At 65.6% G+C, this 22274-nt stretch carries 22 protein-coding genes; 6 read left to right on the top strand and 16 right to left on the bottom strand.

Going from position 1 to position 22274, the window contains the following annotated elements; genetic code table 11:
• Window positions 1-28: 28 nt before the first annotated feature.
• From J1N50_RS11585 to J1N50_RS11545, 9 genes are all read right to left on the bottom strand, one after another.
• The gene (locus J1N50_RS11585) at window positions 29-1522 is read right to left on the bottom strand and encodes a TadA family conjugal transfer-associated ATPase (protein WP_215353608.1); all 1494 of its coding nucleotides are present in this window, start codon (window positions 1520-1522) and stop codon (window positions 29-31) included.
• 192 nt (window positions 1523-1714) lie between these two features.
• Window positions 1715-1972 carry an ATP synthase F1 subunit epsilon gene (locus J1N50_RS11580; RefSeq protein ID WP_054589084.1) on the bottom strand — a complete coding sequence of 86 codons (258 nt, stop codon included), beginning with the start codon at window positions 1970-1972 and terminating at the stop codon, window positions 1715-1717.
• A gap of 10 nt (window positions 1973-1982) precedes the next feature.
• Window positions 1983-2531 carry a hypothetical protein gene (locus J1N50_RS11575; protein ID WP_215353607.1) on the bottom strand — a complete coding sequence of 183 codons (549 nt, stop codon included), beginning with the start codon at window positions 2529-2531 and terminating at the stop codon, window positions 1983-1985.
• Between the two features lie 4 nt (window positions 2532-2535).
• Window positions 2536-4074 (bottom strand): F0F1 ATP synthase subunit beta, encoded by a 1539-nt coding sequence (gene atpD, locus J1N50_RS11570; protein ID WP_215353606.1) that lies wholly within the window; start codon window positions 4072-4074, stop codon window positions 2536-2538.
• 21 nt (window positions 4075-4095) lie between these two features.
• On the bottom strand, window positions 4096-4653 hold the full coding sequence (locus tag J1N50_RS11565; protein WP_215353605.1) for an NMCC_0638 family (lipo)protein: 558 nt from the start codon (window positions 4651-4653) through the stop codon (window positions 4096-4098).
• Between the two features lies 1 nt (window position 4654).
• Window positions 4655-5530: a F0F1 ATP synthase subunit gamma gene (locus J1N50_RS11560; protein WP_215353604.1), complete on the bottom strand. Its 876-nt coding sequence runs from the start codon at window positions 5528-5530 to the stop codon at window positions 4655-4657.
• 4 nt (window positions 5531-5534) lie between these two features.
• Window positions 5535-5975, bottom strand: coding sequence for an Imm39 family immunity protein (locus tag J1N50_RS11555; protein ID WP_215353603.1), 441 nt, complete (start codon window positions 5973-5975; stop codon window positions 5535-5537).
• Complete coding sequence (gene atpA / locus J1N50_RS11550) at window positions 5976-7505, bottom strand: F0F1 ATP synthase subunit alpha (protein ID WP_215353602.1); 1530 nt, start codon at window positions 7503-7505, stop codon at window positions 5976-5978. It lies immediately after the preceding gene.
• 40 nt (window positions 7506-7545) lie between these two features.
• Window positions 7546-8112, bottom strand: a complete 567-nt coding sequence (locus tag J1N50_RS11545) for a F0F1 ATP synthase subunit delta (protein ID WP_215353601.1) — start codon at window positions 8110-8112, stop codon at window positions 7546-7548.
• Between the two features lie 281 nt (window positions 8113-8393).
• On the opposite strand from J1N50_RS11545, the gene J1N50_RS11540 reads away from it, so the two are divergent.
• Entirely contained in the window at window positions 8394-9071 is a 678-nt protein-coding gene (locus J1N50_RS11540) for a dienelactone hydrolase family protein (protein WP_215353600.1), read from the top strand.
• Window positions 9072-9122: 51 nt separating this feature from the next.
• Here J1N50_RS11540 and J1N50_RS11535 read toward each other — a convergent pair whose 3' ends face one another.
• Complete coding sequence (locus J1N50_RS11535; RefSeq protein ID WP_215353599.1) at window positions 9123-10280, bottom strand: serine hydrolase domain-containing protein; 1158 nt, start codon at window positions 10278-10280, stop codon at window positions 9123-9125.
• Between J1N50_RS11535 and J1N50_RS11530 the strand changes: the two genes are divergently transcribed.
• Entirely contained in the window at window positions 10279-10707 is a 429-nt protein-coding gene (locus tag J1N50_RS11530; protein ID WP_246553409.1) for a hypothetical protein, read from the top strand. The genes J1N50_RS11535 and J1N50_RS11530 overlap by 2 nt on opposite strands.
• On the opposite strand, the gene J1N50_RS11525 is transcribed toward J1N50_RS11530, so the two are convergent.
• From J1N50_RS11525 to purD, 6 genes are all read right to left on the bottom strand, one after another.
• Window positions 10704-10949 carry a hypothetical protein gene (locus tag J1N50_RS11525; protein WP_215353598.1) on the bottom strand — a complete coding sequence of 82 codons (246 nt, stop codon included), beginning with the start codon at window positions 10947-10949 and terminating at the stop codon, window positions 10704-10706. The genes J1N50_RS11530 and J1N50_RS11525 overlap by 4 nt on opposite strands.
• 3 nt (window positions 10950-10952) lie before the next feature.
• Window positions 10953-12197, bottom strand: coding sequence for a low temperature requirement protein A (locus tag J1N50_RS11520; protein ID WP_215353597.1), 1245 nt, complete (start codon window positions 12195-12197; stop codon window positions 10953-10955).
• Window positions 12187-12960: a helix-turn-helix transcriptional regulator gene (locus tag J1N50_RS11515; RefSeq protein WP_215353596.1), complete on the bottom strand. Its 774-nt coding sequence runs from the start codon at window positions 12958-12960 to the stop codon at window positions 12187-12189. Before J1N50_RS11515 ends, J1N50_RS11520 begins: the two co-directional genes overlap by 11 nt.
• Window positions 12961-13162: 202 nt before the next feature.
• A complete protein-coding gene (locus J1N50_RS11510; protein WP_215353595.1) occupies window positions 13163-14086 on the bottom strand; it encodes an alpha/beta fold hydrolase in 924 nt (307 codons plus the stop codon).
• Between the two features lie 121 nt (window positions 14087-14207).
• Window positions 14208-14777, bottom strand: coding sequence for a hypothetical protein (locus tag J1N50_RS11505; protein WP_215353594.1), 570 nt, complete (start codon window positions 14775-14777; stop codon window positions 14208-14210).
• A gap of 143 nt (window positions 14778-14920) precedes the next feature.
• Window positions 14921-16201: a phosphoribosylamine--glycine ligase gene (purD, locus tag J1N50_RS11500; RefSeq protein ID WP_215353593.1), complete on the bottom strand. Its 1281-nt coding sequence runs from the start codon at window positions 16199-16201 to the stop codon at window positions 14921-14923.
• On the opposite strand from purD, the gene xseA reads away from it, so the two are divergent.
• From xseA to J1N50_RS11480, 4 genes are all read left to right on the top strand, one after another.
• The gene (gene xseA, locus J1N50_RS11495; RefSeq protein ID WP_215353592.1) at window positions 16200-17630 is read left to right on the top strand and encodes an exodeoxyribonuclease VII large subunit; all 1431 of its coding nucleotides are present in this window, start codon (window positions 16200-16202) and stop codon (window positions 17628-17630) included. The two genes, purD and xseA, sit on opposite strands and share 2 nt — an antisense overlap.
• A 76-nt stretch (window positions 17631-17706) precedes the next feature.
• Entirely contained in the window at window positions 17707-17913 is a 207-nt protein-coding gene (locus J1N50_RS11490; RefSeq protein WP_215353591.1) for a DUF2093 domain-containing protein, read from the top strand.
• On the top strand, window positions 17910-18836 hold the full coding sequence (locus J1N50_RS11485; RefSeq protein WP_215353590.1) for a M23 family metallopeptidase: 927 nt from the start codon (window positions 17910-17912) through the stop codon (window positions 18834-18836). Before J1N50_RS11490 ends, J1N50_RS11485 begins: the two co-directional genes overlap by 4 nt.
• A gap of 257 nt (window positions 18837-19093) precedes the next feature.
• Window positions 19094-22228, top strand: coding sequence for a TonB-dependent receptor domain-containing protein (locus J1N50_RS11480; RefSeq protein ID WP_343227871.1), 3135 nt, complete (start codon window positions 19094-19096; stop codon window positions 22226-22228).
• Window positions 22229-22274: the final 46 nt, after the last annotated feature.

Below are 22274 nucleotides of genomic sequence, written 5' to 3'. Positions count from 1 at the left end.
TCCTCGCAATGACGAGGAGGAAAGACCGTTAGAGGCACGCCTCGAGATAGGGCTGGTCGAAGCCGTACTGGCGCGCCTTTTCGAGCGTGTAGGGGCGCAGGCCCATCGCGCGATATTCGCCGACGATCTTGCCGTCCTTGTCCTCGTCGAGATATTCGAACTTGAACAGTTCCTGGGTGACGATGACATCGCCCTCCATGCCGATCACCTCGGTTACGTTGGTGACGCGGCGCGAACCGTCGCGCAGGCGCTTGATCTGGATGATCATGTCGACCGAGTCGGCGATCTGTTTCGAGATCGCTTCCTTCGGAATCTTGATGTCGCCCATCAGCACCATATTTTCCATACGGCCGAGGCATTCGCGCGGGCTGTTCGAGTGCAGCGTACACATCGAGCCGTCGTGACCCGTGTTCATCGCGGCGAGGAGGTCGAAACACTCCGCGCCGCGAACTTCGCCCATGATGATGCGGTCGGGGCGCATACGCAGCGCGTTCTTGACGAGGTCGCCCATGTGGATCGCGCCATTGCCCTCGAGGTTCGCGGGGCGCGTTTCGAGCGGCAGCCAGTGCGGCTGCTGCAACCGGAGTTCGGCGGCGTCCTCGATCGTCAGCACGCGTTCGCCGGGGTCGATCATCTTCGAGAGGGCGTTGAGCATCGTCGTCTTGCCCGAGCCGGTGCCGCCCGAGATGACGATGTTGAAGCGGCTGGCGCCGGCGATCTTGAGCGCGGTGCACATCTTCTGGCTCATCGCGCCCCATTGGCACAGCATGTCGAGGGTGATCGGCTTGGCCGAGAATTTACGAATCGAGATCGCGGTGCCGCGAAGCGAGAGCGGCGGCACGATCACGTTGACGCGGCTGCCGTCCTTGAGGCGGGCGTCGGCGAGCGGGGTGGTCTGGTCGACGCGGCGGCCGACCATGTTGCAGATGCGCTGCGCGATCTGGAAGAGATGCTGTTCGTCGCGGAACTGGATCGGCGCAAGGACGAGCTGCCCCTTGCGCTCGACATAGGTCTGGTACGGACCGTTGACCATGATGTCGCTGATTTCGGGATCGGCGAGCAATTCCTCGAGCGGGCCGAAGCCGAGCAGCTCGTCGACGAGCACCTTTTCGAGCGCGAATTGTTCGCGGCGGTTCAGCGTGATGCGCAGCTCGGTGAGCACTTCGAGGATGATCGGCCGGAATTCCTCGGTCAGCTCGTCCTTGCTCAGCGTCGCGGCGGCTTCCGGGTCGACGCGTTCGAGCAGGCGCGGCAGCACCTGTTCCTTGATCTTGTGGACGCTGGCTTCGAACCCCTGCGCCTTTTCGGGCTCGGCCATTTCGGCGGTCGAGCGCTGGTTCAGCCGCTCCATCGCCTCTTCTTCGGGTGACAGGTTCGACGGAAGCGGCGGCGCTTCGGCGGACGGCGTGTCGAGGGCAGGGAATTGCGATCCCCCGCCGAAGCCGGGGCCAGTCTGCATCGGCTTGGCCACGCCGAAGGCGGGGCGGCCAGCGGTACCGGGTCGGCGTCCGAATGCGCTCATCACATCATCCTGTTTTAAACCAACAAGCTGGGAAATTTGACGATTTTCGTGGCCAAATCCCCATTCGATACGGTGAATAAATCGGAAACTTTGACATTCTCCTAATGCGAGGGAAGTTGTGGCATCGCGCATGGAAAAAGGGCCCGCATCCGGTGGATGCGAGCCCTTTTGATGCGCCGTGGACGGCGAAAATCAGCCGGCGATATGCTCGGCGAGGACGGTGAGGCCGGCCTCGTTCACTTCGGCGAAGCCGCCTTCGACCTCGATCGTCTCGGGGGCGGCGCCATTGGTCGCATAGATGGTCAGCGGGCCGTTGCGCAGCGTCGCCATGAAGGGCGCGTGGCCTTCGAGCACCGAGAAATCGCCCTCGCTGCCCGGCACGGTGACCATATAGACGTCGCTCGACCGCTCAAGGCGGGCGGGGGTGACGAGTTCGAACTTCAGAGCCATTCGATAAATCCTAATAGACGAAGGTCAGATAAGCGACGGGCTTTCGCTTATCGGAAACGAATTCAAAAAATTCCCCGTGGTCCGACAATTTGACGTCCGCGAGTTGATAGCGCTGGCCGACCCATTTCTTGTAGACCGAACCGAGCAGCGTTTCGCGATCGACCTCGAAGCCTTCCCGTTTCAGCCGCTCGAGAATAGCGGAGAGCGCCTCGTCGCGAACGCTGCTGCTGAGCGCCACGACACAGCTATCCCCCTGTCGCATCCCGCCTGCCGGATCGACACCCGCCGAATATTGCGTGCCGAAGGCGATTTCGCCGACTTCGGCGACCGACATCCGCAACAGGTCATATTCCGTTGCCTGGACGCCGAGCCCATTCTGCGCGGCCATTTCCAGATCGGTCGTTCCCGCCGGTTTCGCCAGAAGCTTCGGACATGTCTCGAAGGCAATGGTCATGGCCCGATCGATATAATCGGCCTTTCCGTCGCGCGGGCTGTCCGCCGCGTGCGCGCCTGCCGCGCTGCATAGCAGCAGGGGCAGGATGACAGCGCGGCGGATCATCGCATCAAGCCTCTTCGGCGAGCTTCGCGGCCTTGGCGACCGCTTCCTCGATGCCGCCGACCATGTAGAAGGCCGCTTCGGGGAGGTGGTCATATTCGCCGTCGACGACGGCCTTGAACGACTTCACCGTCTCCTCGATCGGCACGAACTTGCCGGGGATGCCGGTGAAGACTTCGGCGACGTGGAAGGGCTGCGACAGGAAGCGCTGGATCTTGCGCGCGCGGGCGACGACCAGCTTATCTTCTTCCGAGAGCTCGTCCATGCCGAGGATCGCGATGATGTCCTGCAGCGACTTGTACTTCTGCAGCGTTTCCTGAACGCGGCGGGCGGTTTCGTAATGCTCCTGGCCGACCGTGGCGGCGGTCAGCACGCGCGAGGTCGAGTCGAGCGGGTCGACCGCGGGATAGATGCCGAGTTCGGAAATCGCGCGGCTCAGCGTCGTCGTCGCGTCGAGGTGGGCGAACGAGGTTGCGGGAGCGGGGTCGGTCAAGTCGTCCGCGGGGACGTAAATGGCCTGCACCGAGGTGATCGAGCCCTTGGTGGTCGAGGTGATGCGTTCCTGCAGCGCGCCCATATCGGTCGACAGCGTCGGCTGGTAACCCACGGCCGAGGGAATACGGCCGAGCAGCGCCGACACTTCCGAACCCGCCTGGGTGAAGCGGAAGATGTTGTCGACGAAGAACAGAACGTCCTGGCCTTCCTGGTCGCGGAAATATTCGGCCATCGTCAGGCCCGAGAGCGCGACGCGGGCGCGGGCGCCCGGCGGCTCGTTCATCTGGCCGAACACCAGCGCCACCTTCGACCCGTCGGGGGTCGGGTTGCCGTCCTTGTCCTTGGCGATAACCCCGGCGTCGAGGAACTCGTGATAAAGGTCGTTGCCTTCGCGGGTGCGTTCGCCGACGCCCGCGAACACCGACACGCCGCCGTGGCCCTTGGCGATGTTGTTGATCAGTTCCTGGATGAGCACGGTCTTGCCGACGCCCGCGCCGCCGAACAGGCCGATCTTGCCGCCCTTGGCATAGGGGGCGATCAGGTCGATGACCTTGATGCCGGTGACGAGGATCGCGGCTTCGGTCGACTGGTCGACGAATTCGGGAGCCTTGGCGTGGATCGGCGCGGTCATGTCGCTGTTCACCGGGCCGCGTTCGTCGATCGGGTCGCCGATGACGTTGAGGATGCGGCCCAATGTCTGCGGGCCGACGGGGACCGAGATCTGCGCGCCGGTGTCGGTGACCGGCTGGCCGCGGGTCAGGCCGTCGGTCGCGTCCATCGCGATCGTGCGGACGGTGTTCTCGCCGAGGTGCTGCGCGACTTCGAGGACGAGGCGGTTGCCGTTGTTCTCGGTCTCCAGCGCGTTCAGAATGGCGGGCAGCGGGCCGTCGAACTGGACGTCGACGACGGCGCCGATCACCTGCGCGACGCGGCCGGTGGCGGTCGCGTTCGACTTCGCCTTGGGCGCAGCGGTCTTGGCAGCGGCCGGCTTCTTGGGCGCGGCGGCCTTTTTGGCGGGTGCCTTCTTCTCAGGGGCGGGTGCGGTTGCCATGAATTCGTTCCTTGCTCAAAATCAGCTTACGAAGCTGAAAGTAATAACATGCTGCTGTTCGCCGACGCGTTGGTCGGAAGTGGTGATCGCTAGAAGAGCCTTCTGTCCACCTACCTCGTAATTGAACGTTTCGTAGGTCAGATTTGCATTGCCTTGGCGTCGCTTCTCAGGCTGTCCTGAGTTGCTGGAAGACCTAGTGCTCAATGACGTCGTCAGCGCATGAAACTGTTCAATCATTGCTGCTTCGTCAGCCTCAGCGATACGAACTTCACAGATGCCCATCGGGTTATAGGCGAGTAGAAGTTGGGCTTGGCTGGGGCTGCTCAGCGCCCAAGCCACCCCGCCCGATTTTCCAAACATTGCTGTGGTAACCGCCTCGGGTAAGCGGCGAGCAAGCGCATTGCCTTCTCCCAGTACGGATAGCGCTCGGGCCTTGTCGCCAGCGGTCGCTACACAAAATGATTTGAACAGAGCGACGCTCTCGTTTGCACGCGCATCAGATGCCATGGCCTCGCTGGCAATAGCCGTAAAGCTCGTCGCGAGCCCAACGCAAACGAAGACGAGGCGAAGTTTATGCATGCTACAGAGCTTCCGCGCCCGCGATGATTTCGATGAGTTCGGTGGTGATCGCTGCCTGACGTGTCCGGTTGTACACGATGGTCAGCTTGTTGATCAGGTCGCCCGCGTTGCGCGTCGCATTGTCCATCGCGGTCATCGACGCGCCCTGTTCGGACGCGGCGTTTTCAAGGAGGCCCTTGAAGATCTGGATGGTGACGTTGCGCGGCAGCAGGTCGGCGAGGATTTCTTCCTCGCCCGGTTCATATTCGACCGCCGCGCCGCTCGTCGCGGGAACGTCGGCCGGGGGCGGAACCGGGATCATCTGCTGACCGGTCGCGATCTGGAGCAGCGCCGAGCGGAACTTCGAATAGAAGAGATGCGCGACGTCGAAAACGCCGGCTTCGTAAAGCTCCATCACCTTCGCCGAAATCTCGTTCGCCTGTTCGAAGCCGATGTCACGGATGCCGGTGGTTTCGTAACTCTCGATGATCTGGCCGGGGAACAGGCGTGCGATCACCGGGCGGCCCTTGCGCCCGACGAGGTAGAAGACAACCTTCTTGCCCTCTGCCTGCAGTTCGAGCGCCTTGTCGCGCGCCGCCTTCACGATGTTCGAGTTGAACGCACCCGCAAGGCCGCGGTCGCTGTTGAGCACGACCAGCAGGTGCGTGTCGCTCTTGCCGGTGCCCGACAGCAGCTTCGGCGCCGAATCCGACGCGCCGACCTTCGACGCGAGGCTGGCGACGACGCCTTCGAGCCGCTCGGCATAGGGGCGCGCGGCTTCGGCCGCGGCCTGCGCCTTGCGCAGCTTCGCGGCGGCGACCATCTTTTTGGCCTTGGTGATCTTCTGGGTCGATTTGACCGAGACGATACGACCTTTGAGTTCTTTAAGGCTTGCCATCGTTTTAAGCTTTCAATGCTTCCAATTCGGCCGAGATTTTGCCCATCTTGCACCCGAACTTTTTGCCTGCGGCGATAAGCGATTTCAAAGTCGCCAGTTCGAGCACTCGTTGAATTTCCTCTTTGCCCACGTCGATCAGGTCGTTGGTATCAATTTCAATCGTCAGTTCGAGATCTCCATACTTGGGATCCACCTTGCCGATTTTGGGCATCTCGTCATTCACGAGCCCCTCTCTGATGATCAAACCGATCCAAGTGAACGGCTGATCGTCGCAATAGGCATCGTCTATGACAAGTTGCTCGATCCTGTTTCGAGCATCATTGGCTGCGGTGAAATACTCCTTTTTCTTGATGCGCCCTTGGGCAATTCCAAATTTTGCGTTGGTTAGCGAAACGCCACCGATAACCAGTTTTCTTCCATGCTTTGGTTCCGGCGGCGCAGCCACTTACGCGAAAATCTTGGCGAAGGCGTCGAGCGCCGCGACAAGGCTCTTCTTGGTGTCGTCGCCAAGATCCTTGGTGTCGCGGATCGTCTTCAGCACATCGGCATGATCGCTGCGCAGATAGGCGAGCATCGCGGCTTCGTAGCGCGACACGTCGGTCGTCGCGACGCTGTCGAGATAGCCGTTGGTGCCGGCGAAGATCGACGCGGTCTGTTCCTCGAACGGCATCGGCTGGAACTGCGGCTGCTTCAGCAGCTGCGTCAGGCGCGCGCCGCGATTGAGCAGCTTTTGCGTCGAGGCGTCGAGGTCCGAACCGAACTGCGCGAAGGCTTCCATTTCGCGATACTGCGCGAGCTCGAGCTTGATCGAGCCCGACACCTTCTTCATCGCCTTGGTCTGCGCGGCCGAGCCGACGCGGCTCACCGATAGACCGACGTTGATCGCGGGGCGGATACCGGCGTTGAACAGGTTGGTTTCGAGGAAGATCTGGCCGTCGGTGATCGAAATCACGTTGGTCGGAATGTACGCCGACACGTCGCCCGCCTGCGTTTCGATGATCGGCAGCGCGGTGAGCGAGCCCGAGCCATTGTCTTCGTTCATCTTCGCAGCGCGCTCGAGCAGGCGGCTGTGGAGATAGAAAACGTCGCCCGGATAGGCTTCGCGGCCCGGCGGGCGGCGGAGCAGCAGCGACATCTGGCGATAGGCGACGGCCTGCTTCGAAAGGTCGTCATACACGATCACGGCGTGCATGCCGTTGTCGCGGAAAAATTCGCCCATGGTGCAGCCGGTGTAGGGCGCGAGGAACTGCAGCGGAGCGGGCTCCGACGCGGTCGCGGCGACGACGATCGAATATTCCATCGCGCCATTTTCTTCGAGCTGGCGAACGATCTGCGCGACGGTCGAGCGCTTCTGGCCGACGGCGACGTAGATGCAATAGAGCTTCTTCGATTCGTCGGCGCCCTTGTTCGCTTCCTTCTGGTTGATGAAGGTGTCGATCGCGACGGCGGTCTTGCCGGTCTGGCGGTCGCCGATGATCAGTTCGCGCTGGCCGCGACCGACGGGGACGAGCGCGTCGAGCGCCTTCAGGCCGGTCTGGACGGGTTCGTGAACCGAGGTGCGCGGGATGATGCCCGGCGCCTTCACTTCGACGCGCATGCGCTTGTCGGCCTTGATCGGGCCCTTGCCGTCGATCGGATTGCCGAGGCCATCGACGACGCGGCCGAGCAGGCCCTTGCCGACGGGGACGTCGACGATCGTGCCGGTGCGCTTGACGACGTCGCCTTCCTTGATCTCGGCGTCCGAGCCGAAGATCACGATGCCGACGTTGTCGGCTTCGAGGTTGAGCGCCATGCCCTGCACGCCGTTGGCGAATTCGACCATTTCACCGGCCTGGACATTGTCGAGGCCGTGGACGCGGGCGATGCCGTCGCCGACCGACAACACCGAGCCGATCTCGCTGACCGTGGCGTCGGTGCCGAAATTGGCGATCTGGTCCTTGATGACCTTGCTGATTTCAGCGGCGCGGATTTCCATTATTCAGCCTTTCATCGGGCGTTTTGGCGCAGGGGGCTTTTCAGCCCTTCATCGCCTGGGCGAAACTGTTGAGACGGGTACGGATGCTGCCGTCGATAAGCTGGCTGCCCAGCTGGACGACGAGACCGCCAAGGATGGCGGGGTCGATGGCGGCTTCGATCTGAACATCGCGGCCGACACGGGTCTTGAGATTTGCGGCGAGCGCCTTGAGCTGCTCGGCCGTCAGCGGGTGCGCGCTGGTGACCTTTGCGGTCACTTCGCCGCGGTGGCCCGCGACGATCGCGTTGAACGCGTCGATCATCCCGCCAAGGTCGGCGAGGCGGCGGTTCTCGGCAAGCACGCCCAGGAATTTCGAGGTCAGCGAATCGAGCTTCAGCAGCTTGGCGACCGCTTCGATCGCCGTCGCGGCGTCGGCGCGGCTGATGACGGGGCTCGACACGAGCGCCTTCAGGTCCGCCGATTCGGCGATTCCCGCCTTGAGCGTCGCAAGGCTCTTCTGGACGCTGTCGATATCGTTCGATTCGCGGGCCAGATCGAACAGCGCGCTGGCATAGCGGCCCGCGAGGCCCGCCGTGATGTTGCCCTGAATGCCGCCGGAATTCTCCACGCGCGAAAGTCCTTTTCTACGATCCCTTGGGGGATGGCTGCGCGGATTTTCCCGGCGTCCGAAGACACCCCCGCTGCACAGTCGCGGCGCGCGTAGCAACGATTTTGCTGCAATGCAAGGCGGGGGTGGATGGAATCCCGCCGCCCCCCAAAGCCCGTTCGCCCCCCGCCTTCGCGGGGGCAGGCTCCGAGCTTGTCGAAGCGCCGTTCTTTCTTCAAAGGTCGACAGACAGAAGGACGGGACTTCGACAAGCCCGGTCCGAACGGACGAGAGGTGCGCATATGGGCGAGATGGTTCGGATGACGATGGACGATGGCGCGGACATCGCGGTCTATCATGCGCAGCCCGAGGGCGAGCGGCGCGGCGGGCTGGTGCTGATCCAGGAAATCTTCGGGGTCACCGATCATATCCGCGAGCTTTGCGACGAATATGCCGCCGACGGCTATGAGGTGCTCAGCCCCGCGCTGTTCGACCGCGAGCACCCGGGGTTCGAGAGCGATTATTCGGGACCGCAGTTCGAACGCGCGGTCGAGCTGGCGCGGACGCTGCATCCGTTCGAGCAGAGTCTGAAGGATGCGCAGACGTGCATCGACGCGCTGAAAGCGAAGGGGCCGGTGTTCATCACCGGCTATTGCTATGGCGGCTCGGTTGCCTGGCGGATGGCGCAGATCAGCCCCGACCTGGCCGCATCCTCTTCCTACTATGGCAGCCTCGTGCCGACGATGTTCAAGGACGAGGCGCCGGCCTGCGCCACCATCGCGCATTTCGGCCGCTTCGATGCCGGCATTCCGATGGAGGGTGTCGAGGCGCTGATCGCGAAGGCGCATCCGACCGCGCAGATCTTCGTCTATGAGGCGGGGCATGGTTTCAACAGCGACCGGCGCAAGGATTATCACGAACCGAGCGCAACCCGAGGGCGCGAGCGGACGCTGATGCTGTTCAAGGCGTGCGGGGGCTAAGGCGATGGCGCCCGCAACCGATCGGAGCCGGCCCCGGGCGCGGCTGGCAATTCAGAGCGCGGCGGTCAGATCGGCCAGATGCCGCCGCAGCGCCGGGAACTGGTCGTCCTTCGTGATCCCCAGCCGCACGATCGTCACGCGCTGCGAGGGTGAGACGATGATATATTGCCCCTGATGACCGATGCAGGCGAACAGGTCGTTGGGGCCGCGGTCGGGCCATAGCGCCTCGTCGGCGCCTGCGGGCCGACGCCGGTTCAGCCAGATGTGCCCGCCATATCCTGCGTCCTCGGGCGACGGCGACAGCATGAACCGCATCCAGGTTTCGGGCAGCAGCCGCTGGCCGCCCGCGACGCCATGGTTGCGCAGGAACTCGCCGAACTTTGCATAATCGCGCGCCGTCGCGTGCATGATCGAACCGCCGATCATCGTCCCCTTGGCGTCGAACTCGGGCGTCAGGCTGGTCATGCCGAGCGGTTCGGCGAGCCGTCCCGCGATGAACTCGCGCATCGCCTCGCGGCGCGCCTCGGGATTTTGCGACGGGGTCAGCGTGTCGGTCAATATGTCGGAGAGGATGACGCTGGTCGCCGAGCTGTAGTTGAAAAGCTCGCCCGGCCGCGCTGCCGCAGGCTTGGCTTCGGCAAAGGCGGCCATGTCCGGTGCGCCCGCGCCGAACAGCATCTCGACCGTGTCGCCCTTCCACACCGGATCGCCATTTTCGACATGTTCGAGCCCCGAGGCCATGTGGAGCAGGTGGCGCAGGCTGATCGTCCCGCGCGGGTCGCCGCTGCGTTCCCACGCGCTGACCGGCGCGGGCGCGTCGAGCGACAATTGCCCGTCGGCGACGAGGAAGCCGGTGAGGACGGCGGTGATGCTCTTCGCCATCGACCAGCTGATCAGCTTTGAATCGGGGCCGAAGCCCTCGCCATAGCGTTCATAGACCGGCTGGCCGTCGCGCAGCACATAGAGCGCGCGCGTTTCGCCCACATCCTCGGCGTCGTCGAACAGCGCGTCGGCCTTGGCCTTGATCGCGGGATCGAGCGCCGGGAGCGCGGGCGACGCATCGACCGGCGCGATCTCGTCGAGCGACGCGCCGAGCCGGGGCGCGGGTGCGCCGGGCGCGATACCGCCCTGCCCGGCGGCCTGGCCCAGCGACCAGCCGCCGAGAAGGAGCAGCGCCGCACTTGCCAGCATGGCTTTTTTCGTGATCATGGCACCGGTGACTAACACCAACCCGCCCGAGACGGCAACGCCCGACCGCCAGCCGTCGGCGCCGCCCCCCGAAGTGCCCCCGCACCTGCGCGGCCGCAAGCGCCGCGACGGCAAGCGCGGGGGTTGCCTGCCATGGGCCATCGGCTTCGGTGTCCTGCTGGCGATTTTCCTCGTCTGGAAATTCCCCGCGTTCAAGGCGCAGGCCGAGCTGGGATCGGCCTACGCCGCGCGCGTCGGCTGTTCGTGCCGCTATGTGCAGGGGCGCAGCCTCGAAAGCTGTCAGACCGATTTCGAGCCCGGCATGGAAATGGTCTCGCTGAGCGACGACCCGGCGACGAAGACCGTGACCGGCAGCGTGCCGCTGCTCGCCGCGCGGAGCGCCCGCTTCGCGGGTGCAAGCGGCTGCCTGATCAATCCGCCGGATTAGCCCCCGACGCGCGCGGCGATCAGGGCGACCGCCGCGGGCAGTCCGAAGACGAACAGCCAGACGACGGCTTCCTCGCCCCAGCCATAGCCTGCGCCGAGCACGCCATAGAGCAGGTTGGCGATCGACACGAGCAGCCACAGCACAAGGAAAGCGCGCGTTGCGCGGGCCTTGTCGCGGACGAGCAGGCGCAGCCCGATCAACAGCCCGAGCGCCGCGATCAGCATGATGGCGGTATGCGACATCGTCTATTCTCCCTGCCCATAATCTCTTTGTCCGGTGCGTTCGAGCCGGCCGAGCCACGGCGCCCAGCGCCGCCAGCCGCCGTGATAGCTGCCCCATTCCCAGATCGCGGTGAAGACGAGGACGGCGAAGGTCGCGATCCCCAGCGCGATCGGCTGCCATTGACCGAACCACGCCGCCGCGCCGACGCCGAGCAGCGCCGCGGCGCCGATCATGTGCGAGACGGGCGGCAGCGACCGGCCCGATGTGGCATGCTTGAACCCCATATTGCCGACGAGGAACAGCAGCGGCCCGCCGATCGACACGGCGAGCATCGGAAATTCGATATGGCCCTTCGGGTGCGCGAGCAGCATTTCGTCGGCGACCGCCGACACGACCAGTCCCGCGACGATCGGAATATGCCAATAGGTATAGGCATAGCGCGCGAGCAGCCCGGCCGCCTCGGTCGTTTCCATGGCCTGGCTGCCGCGCCGCGCGCCGGTGTCGAAATAGAGCCACCACAGCGCCGCGGACCCGAGGAAGCAGGTCGCGAAGGCAAGCCAGTGCAGCGGGCTTTGCGGTGTCGTGGCAAAGGTCGCGCCGGTGATCAGCACCCCTTCGCCGAGCGCGATGATGATGAACAGCGCGCAGCGCTCGGCCATGTGTGCGCCCGAGATGTCCCAGCTCCCGGCGTCCGACCGGCCCAGTCCCGGGACACGGAAGAAGGTCGCCGGGCCGGCATAGTCGATCGCGAGCGCCGCCGCCCACAGCAGCATCCGCTGCCCGGGGTCGGCGAGCGCGCCGCCGATCCAGAAGGGCAGGGAGAAGACCGACCAGATGATGATGCGGGTGAAGTTGCGCGCCCGCGCGGGATGAACCCCTTGGCTCGCCCAGATCATGTAGAGCGAGCGGCCGATCTGCATCGAACAATAGGCGGCGGCGAACAGCCAGCCGGACTTGCCGAACGCCTGGGGAATCGAACTCGACAGCGCAAGGCCCGCCAGCATCAGCGCGAAGAGCATCAGCCGCACATTGGCGCGCTCCGGATCGAGCCAGTTGGCGGCCCATGTGGTGAAGATCCACACCCACCATACCGCGAACAGCAGCATCAGCGTTTGCAAGGCGCCGAGCCAGCCCAGATGTTCGAGCAGGCCGTGCGACAATTGGGTGATCGCGAAGACGAACACCAGATCGAAGAAAAGTTCGATATTGGTCACCGGCGCATGACCGTGGGCATCGCGAATGCGGAACAGATTTGCCCTAATCGTCACAACTTACCCTCCCGCTCGCAAACGCGCGCCACTCCCCCGGCGACATAGCAAGCTTGCGGCGAAAGACCGCACAAAGATGCGCGTGGCTGGAAAATCCGGTGGCAAAGGCGATCTCGGCGATCGAGAGCGGCCGGTTGGCGAGGAACCAACAGGCGCGCCGCAACCGCTGATGCAGCACATATTGCGCGGGCGTTCGGCCGGTGGCGCGCGCAAAATTGCTGATCAGGCTGTTGACCGACATGCCGGTCTCGGCCGCCATATCCTCGACCGTGATCTGGATTTCGAGCTGCGTCTGGATCGACGCCATCAGCCCGTCGATGCGGCGCAGAAGCGTCCGCGGCAAGGGCGGCGCGATGGTTCGCGCCAGCGTCTCCGCCAGGAGCGCGACCAGCGCGGCGGCCGCTTTGGCGTCACCGGCCAGCAGTTTGCGGACGAGGACCGTCATCGCCGGATCCCGATGCGCGGCGATCGCCCGCGCCCCGCCGGGGACCGCAAGCCGCGCGGCCGGAATCTCGATGTGGATCGACCGCGCCGTTCCGCCCTTGGCCGTCGCCTTGAACCGCCGTCCGGCCGGCACGAACCATATCTCGTCGGGCAACGGATCGCCCAGCGCGGTGCGATGACCGTCGAGCCAGGTTTCGAGCCAGTGATAGCTGCCCGCGTCGTGAAGGATCAGCATATGGACGTCGCGCTCGACGGTCCAGCTGGCCGGGCCATCGATCGTGTCGGTGATCGAGGCGACCCTGAGTCCTCCCACATCCATGACGCGAATATGGCAAAGGTGGGAGAATCTGAAAGCCTGCAATAGAGGCGAAACTTATGGTTAACTCGCGCCCGGCTTTATCGGTCGCCTGATTTGACGACTTGCGGACCACCCGCAGAACCGACCCCTCCCGGCAGGCGGCGGCACCCCTGCCGCCTGCCAACTTTTTCCAGGGATGCAGGGGTTTGGCGGCGACCGCGGATCAGCCGTTGCCGAGAAAATCGTCCATCGCCGCGTTGACCGCGTCGGGGGCTTCCCACGGCACGAAATGGCCGCAGCCCGGAACCTTCACGATCGACACATGCGGAACCAGTTCCTCCATCCCGTCGAGGTTGCACGCGGGCAGCGCGACGTCGTCGAGCGCCCAGACCACCAGGGTCGGGATCGTCAGTTTCGGGAAGGGCGCCGCGGGCGGCTCGGCATAGGGCTCGTCCATCGCGGGCACGGCCATCGGCGAACCGCGATACCAGTTGATCATCGCGCGGCAGGCGTCGCGGTCCTCCCAATCCTTGAGCAGCCGCGCAATTTCGTCGGGCGGCTGGATGCCGCCGCTCGGCACCCGGTCTGCGAAGGCGTGCGCCAGGATGCCCGCGATGCCATGTTCCTCGATGATCGCGTCGCTCGCAGGGTCGCGGAAGGTGCGGATATACTGGCTCGCCGCGCGCTGTTCGGAGTTGGCGAGCAGCAGGCGCTGGAAGATCGCGGGATGCGGCGCGTTGGCGATCACCGCACGCGTCACGCGTCCGCCCCATCCCGGATGCAGCCCGCCCGGCTGGCCGCCGAGCGCGACCCCCCAGGCGATCGCCCCGCCCCAGTCGTGCCCGACGATCGTGAAAGTCCCGATGCCCAGCGCGTCCGCCAGCGCGAAAATGTCGGCGATCAGCTTGTCGGGCGTGTAGGATTCGGCGTCCTGCGGCTTCGACGACCCGCGATAGCCGCGCTGGTCGGGCGCGATGCAGCGAAAGCGGTTCGCGAAATGCGGCAGCTGAAAGCGCCATGTGCGGTGCGATTCGGGGAAGCCATGAAGGAAGACCAGCGCAGGCGCATCGCGCGGCCCGACATCGACGACGTCGAGTTCGACGCCCGTCGAGAGCTTCACCCGCTGCTGCTCGAAATCACCGATCATGCATCGCTCCTAATGGGTCCTGACCCAGGTTTCGTTTCGAAACCAGATGTGGCGGCGATCGGCGCGGCTGGCAAGCGGCAACGGGGGATGGCGCGGGTTGGGGCGACGCCGGTATCGGTCGTCAGCCGCCCTGTAATTCTCCGCCCAGCGCACCATATTTCGCCTCGAACCCCGCCTTGTCGCCGCGGGCGAGATAGCCGGCCTGGTCGACGATCGCATCGCGCGCGATACGCCCCTGAAACGCGCCGAGTTGCGGGTCGATCGCCGCGACATCGGCGTCGGTCCAGTCGGCGATCTGCTGGAAGCGGGTAACGCCGAGGCCGTTCAGCAGCGCGGCCATCTTGGGCCCGACGCCCTTCAGCAGTTGCAGATTGTCGGCGCTGGGAGCCGGCGCAGGCTGCGGTTCGGCCGCAGGCGCCGGCGGGGTTTCGGCCACGGGTTCCGGCGCCGGCGGTGGCGGGGCCGGAGCCGCTACGGGCGCAGGGGTGGGTTCCCTCGGTTTGAAACGCGCGGGTTCGGCGGCGATGATTTCGGGTTTTGCGGCTTCGAGCGGCTTCTTCGGTTCGGCGGGCGGCGCGATCGGGGTTTCGATCTCCTCCGCCTTCTTGCGGCCGAAGAGGAACCAGACCAGCAGCACCGCGACGACCAGGCCGACGACCGCGATGATCCAATTTTCCTGAAGCCACGCCATGACGATCTCCTTGTCCTGTGGTGAGCCTATGCGGGGTTAGGGATCGGGTCGACCCAATTCTTCGTCATTCCCGCGAAAGCAAGGACCCGGTTGCACCGCCGGTTCGCTGGGTTCCCGCTTTCGCGGGAATGACGAAGGGGTGGCTACTTCTTCGCCTCGCGCGCGACTTCGCGCCAGCCGATGTCGCGGCGGCAGAAGCCGGTCGGGAAGTCGAGCTTGTCGACCGCGGCATAGGCGCGCGCCTGTGCTTGCGTGACGCTCTTGCCCGTTGCGGTGACATTGAGGACGCGGCCGCCCGCGGCGACGAGCGTCCGGTCCTCGCGCGCGGTGCCGGCGTGAAAGACGCGCACGCCGCCGGCCTCGGCATCGGCGATGCGGCGGATCGCGCCGCCCTTTTCGGGCGTGCCCGGATAACCGTTCGCCGCCATGACGACGGTGAGGGCATAGTCGTGCGAAAAGGCCGGGGTGTCGGCGGTGGCGATCGTCCCGGTTGCGGCGGCATGGAGCAGCGCGGCGAAGTCGCCCTTGAAGCGCATCATCAGCACCTGGCACTCGGGGTCGCCGAAGCGGCAATTATATTCGATGAGCTTCGGGCCTTCATTCGTCAGCATCAGCCCGGCGAAGAGGACGCCGACATAGGGCGTGCCTTCGGCGGCGAGCGTTGCCACCGTCGGGCGGATGATGCGGTCCATGACGGCGGATTCGAGCTCGGCGGTGAGCACGGGCGCCGGGCTGTAGGCGCCCATGCCGCCGGTATTCGGGCCGACATCGCCGTCGCCGACGCGTTTGTGGTCCTGCGCGCTGCCGAAGGCGATGACGTCGGTGCCGTCGGCAAGCGCGAAGAAGCTCGCCTCCTCGCCGGTCATGAACTCCTCGATCACCACCTCGGCGCCGGCGCTGCCGAAGGCGCCGTCGAACATATCCGCGATCGCGGCCTCGGCCTCTTCGCGCGTCTCCGCGATAATCACGCCCTTGCCGGCGGCGAGGCCGTCGGCCTTGATCACGACGGGGATCGCAAAGCCTTCGAGGACGGCGAGCGCTTCCTCGGCCGACGTGCAGCGGACGTAGCCGGCGGTCGGGATGCCGGCGCGCGCGCACAGATCCTTGGTGAAGCCCTTCGATCCTTCGAGCCGCGCGGCGGCGGCGTTCGGGCCGAACACCGGAATGCCGGTCTCGCGAAGCCGGTCGGCGAGCCCCGCAACCAGCGGCGCCTCCGGCCCGACGACGACGAAGTCGATCGCGTGGGCGCGGACAAAGGCGATCAGGCCATCCAGATCGTCGGCGGCGATCGGGACGCATTCGGCGTGGAGTTCGATTCCTGGGTTGCCGGGCGCGGCATAGAGCTTGGCGCAACTCGGCGATTGTGCCAGTTGCCAGGCTAACGCATGTTCGCGGCCACCAGAGCCCACCAGCAGGATATTCATGTCAGTCCCTTTTCCCGATGCGGCGTCCGACGATGGCACCGAAGCGCGGCTGTTAGCCGAGGCGTCGCCGGGCGACAATGCACCTGCGTTATCCGTCAGCCAATTGTCCGCTGCCATCAAGCGCACGGTCGAGGACGGTTTTGCCCGCGTGCGCGTGCGCGGCGAGCTGTCTGGCGCGAAACGCGCCGCGTCGGGGCATTTCTATGCGGCGCTGAAGGACGATAATGCGCTGATCGACATGGTGATGTGGAAGGGACAGGCCGCGCGGCTCGCGTTCCGGCCCGAAGACGGGATCGAGGTGATCGCGACGGGCAAGCTCACCACCTATCCGGGACGCTCGAAATACCAGCTCGTCGTCGATACGCTCGAGGTCGCGGGCGAAGGCGCGCTGATGCTGCTCTTCGAGAAATTGAAGGCGCGGCTGGGCGGCGAGGGGCTGTTCGACCGGACACGCAAGCAGCCGCTGCCCTATCTGCCACGGGTGATCGGAGTCGTGACCTCGCCGACCGGGGCGGTGATCCGCGATATTCTCCACCGGCTGGCCGACCGTTGTCCGACGCGGGTGATCGTCTGGCCGGTGCTGGTGCAGGGCGACGGCGCGGCGGCGCAGGTCGCCAACGCGGTGCGCGGGTTCGATGCCCTGGCGCCCGGCGGGCCGGTGCCGCGCCCCGACCTGGTGATCGTCGCGCGCGGCGGCGGGTCGATCGAGGATCTGTGGGCGTTCAACGAGGAGGTCGTCGTGCGCGCGATCGCCGATTGCCGCATCCCGACGATCAGCGCGGTGGGGCACGAGACCGACGTGACGCTCGCCGACTATGCCGCCGACGTGCGCGCCCCGACGCCGACCGCCGCGGCCGAGATGGCGGTTCCGGTGCGTGCCGAACTGCAGGCGCAGCTCGCGACCTGGCAGGGGCGGATGATCGGTGCGGCGAGCCGCCAGCAGGCTTTGCGGGCCGAGCGGCTGGCGGCGCAGGCGCGGCACCTGCCGAAGCGCGAGGCGCTCTATGCGCCGCAGCGCCAGCGGCTCGACGACAATGGCGACCGGCTCGACCGCGCGCAGCGGCATCGGCTCGCCGTGACCGGCGAGCGGCTCGCGACGCGCGCGGGGGCGCTGCGGCCCGCGCTGCTGACGCGGGCATGGGACCGCGAGCGCGCGAAGCTCGAAGGGCTCGGGCGACTGCTGACCTCGCTCGACCCGCGCGCGCTGCTGTCGCGCGGCTATGCCATGGTGCGCGATAGCGAGGGTGCGATCGTGACCACCGCGACCAAGGCGCGCGATGCGGGGCATCTGCGCCTGATCTTCGCCGATGGCGAGGTGCCGGTCGCGGCAGCCGATAGCGACGCGCCGCCGCCGCCGCCGAAACCCGTTCGCAAGCCGTCGGCTGCGCCTGGCGCTTCGTCGGGGCGGGGGCAGGGCGAGCTGTTCTGATCGGGCGCGGGGGTGGCCGAACGGCGCATCGATGCTATATCGGCGGCCTGACCTGTAAACTTATGGAACCGGACCCATGTTGATCGCCAGCAGCAACCGCCTCGCCCGCCTGCACTATGGACCGAACGGGTTTCGCGTCCTGGCGCCCGGCGACCATGTGCTCTGCGCGGTGAGCGGCGTGCCGATCGCGCTCGAGGAACTGCGTTACTGGTCGGTCGCGCGGCAGGAGCCCTATGCGACCGCCGCCCTTTCGGTACAGGCCGCGCTCGACCACAAGGCATGAGGCGGGTGAAATTCCGGCGGCGGCCGATGGCCGCGCTGCCGTTGCTTGCGATCGCGGCGGGGTGCGTTCCGGCGTCCGAAGCTCCGGCGCGGCCCGCGCCGTTCCCGGCCGCGAGTGCGCCGGTGCAAGCGCCGCCTCCGTCGCCCGCCGAGCCCGTCCGCGCCGACTTCGCGTTGCGGGGCAGTCCCGAACAGGGCGCGATGATCGTCGGGCGGGCGCCGAGCGGGACGCAGGCGCTTACCCTCGACGGCGCGCCGGTGCCGCTGGCGGCCGATGGCGGCTTCCTGATCGCCTTCGACCGCGACGCCGGACCCTCGGCGCTCCTCGTCGCGATGCTGGCGGGCGGCCGGACGGTTGAACGGACGCTGGGCATCGCGCCGGGAAGCTGGCGGATCGAGAAAATCAACGCGCCCTATCGCGGCAGTGCGTCGAGCGACGCCGAATTCGAACGCCGCCGCCCCGCCGAACTGGCGCAGATCGCCGCGGCGCGCGCGATACCGGTGAGATCGGACGGCTGGCGGCAGGCGTTCCGCTGGCCGCTGACCGGGCGCCTGTCGGGCTTTTTCGGGTCGCAGCGCGTCTATCAGGGCAAACCCGGCGCCTATCACAGCGGCACCGACATCGCGGCGCCCGCGGGCACGCCCTTCGTCGCGCCCGCCGACGGGGTGGTGACGCTGGCGGCGGCGTCGCCCTTCACGCTCGAGGGCAATCTGCTGATCGTCGATCATGGCATGGGGCTGTCGAGCGCCTTCCTCCACTGCCAGCGGCTCGACGTGAAGGCCGGCGATCATGTGGTGCAGGGGCAACAGCTCGGGCTGGTTGGTCAGACCGGGCGCGCGACCGGGCCGCATCTGCACTGGGGCCTGAAATGGCGCGATGCGCGGCTCGATCCGGGCAAGCTGGCGGGGCCGATGCGGCCCTGATCGCCGCTAACGGCACTCCATTGTAATTTTATTGCGCTTCTTGGCGCGGCTTTATTCGATCTTTCCGTGCCGCCGGGCGGCATGTTGCAAATTCGTCACAATGGCTGGCGAAACGGCCACGCGCGCCGGGAATTCCCTTTACTCCCGATGAACGAAAGATCATCCCGCACCGATCAGGGTGCGTTCGTCATGCGTTTTTGACGCCGATTTTTCGCATTCGGGTATCGTAACCAACTCAGTAGCAAGGGACTGCAACTGTGAAGAAAACCCATTTTTCCGCACTGCGGCTGGGCGCTGCCCCGCTCGTTCTCGGCGTCGGCCTGCTGGCCGCTGCGCCGGCGATGGCGCAGGACGCGCAGGGAAGCGAAGACAGCGCAACCTCGGGTGACGAAATCATCGTCACCGGTACGCGTATTCCCCAGGCCAATCTCGAATCGGCCGCTCCCATCACCGTCGTCAGCCAAGAGGACATCAAGCTGCAGGGCACGACCCGCGTCGAAGACCTGCTGAACTCGCTGCCGTCGGTGTTCGCGAGCCAGAACTCGACGACCGCCAACGGTTCGGACGGCACCGCGTCGGTCGACCTTCGCGGCCTCGGCACCACCCGTACCCTCAGCCTCGTCAACGGCCGCCGCCTGCTGCCGGGCGACCCCAGCCCGTCGAGCGGTTCGGCCGCCGACATCAACATCATCCCCGCCGCGCTGCTGAAGAACGTCCAGGTCCTGACCGGCGGCGCTTCGGCGACCTATGGTGCGGACGCTGTTGCCGGCGTCGTCAACTTCGTGATGGACACCGACTTCACGGGCTTCCGTCTCGACGGCCAGTACAGCCTGTACCAGCACAACAACCGCAACAAGTTCCTGCGCGGTCCGCTTGACGCGCGCGGCTTCGGCTATCCGCGCGGCAGCACCGCCGACGGCGGCACGATCGACGTCACTGCGACCTTCGGCGCGGCGTTCGACGACGGCCGCGGCCATATCGTCGCCTATGCCGGCTATCGCAAGGCGAACGAAATCACGCAGGCCAAGCGCGACTACAGCTCGTGCGTCCTGCAGAACACCCGCGGCGGCGCTTCGGTCTGCGGCGGCTCGCTGACCAACTCGTCGGGCACGGCGATCCTGTTCGATCCGAACGTCGCCGTCGGCACTTCGACCGTCTACACCTTCTTCCCCAACGGCGGGTTCGAAAACACCACGTCGCGCTACAACTTCGCGCCGACCAACCACTATCAGCGCCCCGACGAACGCTACACCGCGGGCCTGTTCGCGAACTATGAGATCAACGAGTCGATCAAGCCGTATCTCGAGTTCATGTTCATGGACGACCGCACGGTCGCCCAGATCGCCCCGTCGGGCAACTTCGGCAACACGCTGACGATCAACTGCGACAATCCGCTGATGTCGGCTGTCCAGCGCAACATCATCTGCGCCGCTCCCAACCTGATCAACGGTTACATCGGCAACTTCCCGACCGCGGTTGCGGCGCCGTACAATCCGACGCCGGGCGCGGCTCCGCTGGTGTTCACCGGCGCGTTCGGTCAAACGTACAACCAGGCGTTCCTGCAGGTGCTTCGCCGCAACGTCGAAGGCGGTCCGCGCCAGAACGACCTGCAGCACACCAACTATCGTGCGGTGATCGGGACGAAGGGCGACCTCGGCAAGGCCTGGTCGTACGACACCTATTACCAATATGGCCGTTCGAACTACACGCAGGTCTATTCGAACGAATTCTCGGTGGCTCGTCTGAACCGCGCGCTGAACGTCGTTGACGAAGGGTTCGAACGTACCGGCGTCGCCAACGGCAACATTGTCTGCCGTTCGGTCGTCGACGGCAGCGATCCGAACTGCGTCCCCTACAACATCTTCAACGGGGCCGGCGGCGCGAGCGCGGCAGCGGTCAACTATCTGTCGGCGACCGGCTTCCAGAAGGGCTATACGTCCGAACAGGTCGCCAACGCGTCGCTGACCGGCCAGCTTGGCGAATATGGCATCACCTCGCCGTGGGCGAGCGATGGCATCGGCGTCAACCTGGGCTTCGAATGGCGCAAGGAATCGCTTGATCTCAACACCGATAACGCTTTCCAGACCGGCGACCTCACCGGCCAGGGCGGCGCGACGCTGCCGCTGTCGGGCAGCTTCCGGGTCTATGAATTCTTTGCCGAGACCCAGATGCCGATCATCCAGGACAGCTTCATCTATGAGCTGACCTTCAGCGGCGGTTATCGCAAGTCGTGGTACAAGACGAGCGCCGACCGCAAGTATGACACCGACACGTACAAGCTGCAGCTCGAATTCGCGCCGATCCGCGACATTCGCCTCCGCGGCCAGTACAACCGCGCGGTGCGTGCGCCGAACATCCAGGAGCTGTTCGCGACCCCGACCGTCGGCCTTGCCGGTTCGAGCGATCCGTGCGCCGGCGCGCCGGTCACCGCGACCGACTATGGCTGTATCGCGCAGGGGCTCGCGGTGGGTCAGGGCACAACGCCGAACCCGGCCGGCCAGTATAACGGCCTGCTCGGCGGCAACCCCGACCTGACGCCGGAAAAGGCGACGACGAAGACCTTCGGTGTCGTCCTGCAGCCGAGCTTCCTGCCGCGCTTCTCGCTGACCGTCGACTATTTCGACATCAAGCTGAAGGATGCGATCCAGCCGCCCGCGCAGGATGCGATCCTGAAGGATTGTACGCTGAACGCCACCGCGACGTTCACGCCCTTCTCGTGCAGCCTGATCAAACGCGACGCGGCGGGTTCGCTGTGGCTGACCCCGAACGGCTATGTCGATAACATCCCGTCGAACCTCGGCAAGGTCCGCACGAAGGGCATCGAAATCAACAGCGCGTACAGCCATGAAATCGGCGATTTCGGCACGCTGTCGATGAGCTTCATCGGTACGTACCTCGACAAGTATCGCGTCGATAACGGCATCACCGAAGCCTATGACTGCGCCGGCCTCTATGGTCCGGTGTGCTCGGGCGGCGGCACGACCGCCGGCGGTTCGATGCTGCCGAAGTGGCGCCACAAGCTGCGCACGACGCTGCAGACCGCAGGCGGCATCGGCGTCTCGCTCCAGTGGCGCTTCATCGGCAAGGTCAAAGCCGAAACGTTGGACGACAGCCAGTCGCTGGCGGGCGATTTCAACTTCGATCCGGGCCTGCACATCAAGTCGTACAGCTACTTCGACCTCGCGGGCACCTTCGCGATCGGCGACAACTATACGTTCCGTCTTGGTGTGAACAACATCTTCGACAAGCAGCCGCCGTTCGTTACCTCGGGTAACGCGGGGCGCGACGGGTCGAACCTGTGCCCGACCGGTCCGTGTAACGGCAACACCTACCCGGGCACCTACGACGCCCTCGGTCGGTATCTCTACGCGGGCGTGACGCTGGACTTTTAAGGTCCGGAATTCGTCCTAAGATAGGGGGCGGCCGGTCGCAGGACCG

Source organism: Sphingopyxis soli (assembly GCF_018682675.1).
GTDB lineage: Bacteria > Pseudomonadota > Alphaproteobacteria > Sphingomonadales > Sphingomonadaceae > Sphingopyxis > Sphingopyxis soli.
The sequence above is the reverse complement of the archived record's forward strand: the minus strand, read 5'-3'. Positions and strand labels throughout refer to the sequence as shown.

Bases quoted from the DNA above. Each gene is read 5' to 3' on its own strand.
- J1N50_RS11585 (WP_215353608.1), bottom strand. From the start codon at position 1,522: ATGAGCGCATTCGGACGCCGACCCGGTACCGCTGGCCGCCCCGCCTTC.
- J1N50_RS11580 (WP_054589084.1), bottom strand. From the start codon at position 1,972: ATGGCTCTGAAGTTCGAACTCGTCACCCCCGCCCGCCTTGAGCGGTCG.
- J1N50_RS11575 (WP_215353607.1), bottom strand. From the start codon at position 2,531: ATGATCCGCCGCGCTGTCATCCTGCCCCTGCTGCTATGCAGCGCGGCA.
- atpD (WP_215353606.1), bottom strand. From the start codon at position 4,074: ATGGCAACCGCACCCGCCCCTGAGAAGAAGGCACCCGCCAAAAAGGCC.
- J1N50_RS11565 (WP_215353605.1), bottom strand. From the start codon at position 4,653: ATGCATAAACTTCGCCTCGTCTTCGTTTGCGTTGGGCTCGCGACGAGC.
- J1N50_RS11560 (WP_215353604.1), bottom strand. From the start codon at position 5,530: ATGGCAAGCCTTAAAGAACTCAAAGGTCGTATCGTCTCGGTCAAATCG.
- atpA (WP_215353602.1), bottom strand. From the start codon at position 7,505: ATGGAAATCCGCGCCGCTGAAATCAGCAAGGTCATCAAGGACCAGATC.
- J1N50_RS11540 (WP_215353600.1), top strand. From the start codon at position 8,394: ATGGGCGAGATGGTTCGGATGACGATGGACGATGGCGCGGACATCGCG.
- J1N50_RS11530 (WP_246553409.1), top strand. From the start codon at position 10,279: ATGGCACCGGTGACTAACACCAACCCGCCCGAGACGGCAACGCCCGAC.
- J1N50_RS11535 (WP_215353599.1), bottom strand. From the start codon at position 10,280: ATGATCACGAAAAAAGCCATGCTGGCAAGTGCGGCGCTGCTCCTTCTC.
- J1N50_RS11525 (WP_215353598.1), bottom strand. From the start codon at position 10,949: ATGTCGCATACCGCCATCATGCTGATCGCGGCGCTCGGGCTGTTGATC.
- J1N50_RS11515 (WP_215353596.1), bottom strand. From the start codon at position 12,960: ATGGATGTGGGAGGACTCAGGGTCGCCTCGATCACCGACACGATCGAT.
- J1N50_RS11510 (WP_215353595.1), bottom strand. From the start codon at position 14,086: ATGATCGGTGATTTCGAGCAGCAGCGGGTGAAGCTCTCGACGGGCGTC.
- J1N50_RS11505 (WP_215353594.1), bottom strand. From the start codon at position 14,777: ATGGCGTGGCTTCAGGAAAATTGGATCATCGCGGTCGTCGGCCTGGTC.
- xseA (WP_215353592.1), top strand. From the start codon at position 16,200: ATGTCAGTCCCTTTTCCCGATGCGGCGTCCGACGATGGCACCGAAGCG.
- purD (WP_215353593.1), bottom strand. From the start codon at position 16,201: ATGAATATCCTGCTGGTGGGCTCTGGTGGCCGCGAACATGCGTTAGCC.
- J1N50_RS11490 (WP_215353591.1), top strand. From the start codon at position 17,707: ATGTTGATCGCCAGCAGCAACCGCCTCGCCCGCCTGCACTATGGACCG.
- J1N50_RS11485 (WP_215353590.1), top strand. From the start codon at position 17,910: ATGAGGCGGGTGAAATTCCGGCGGCGGCCGATGGCCGCGCTGCCGTTG.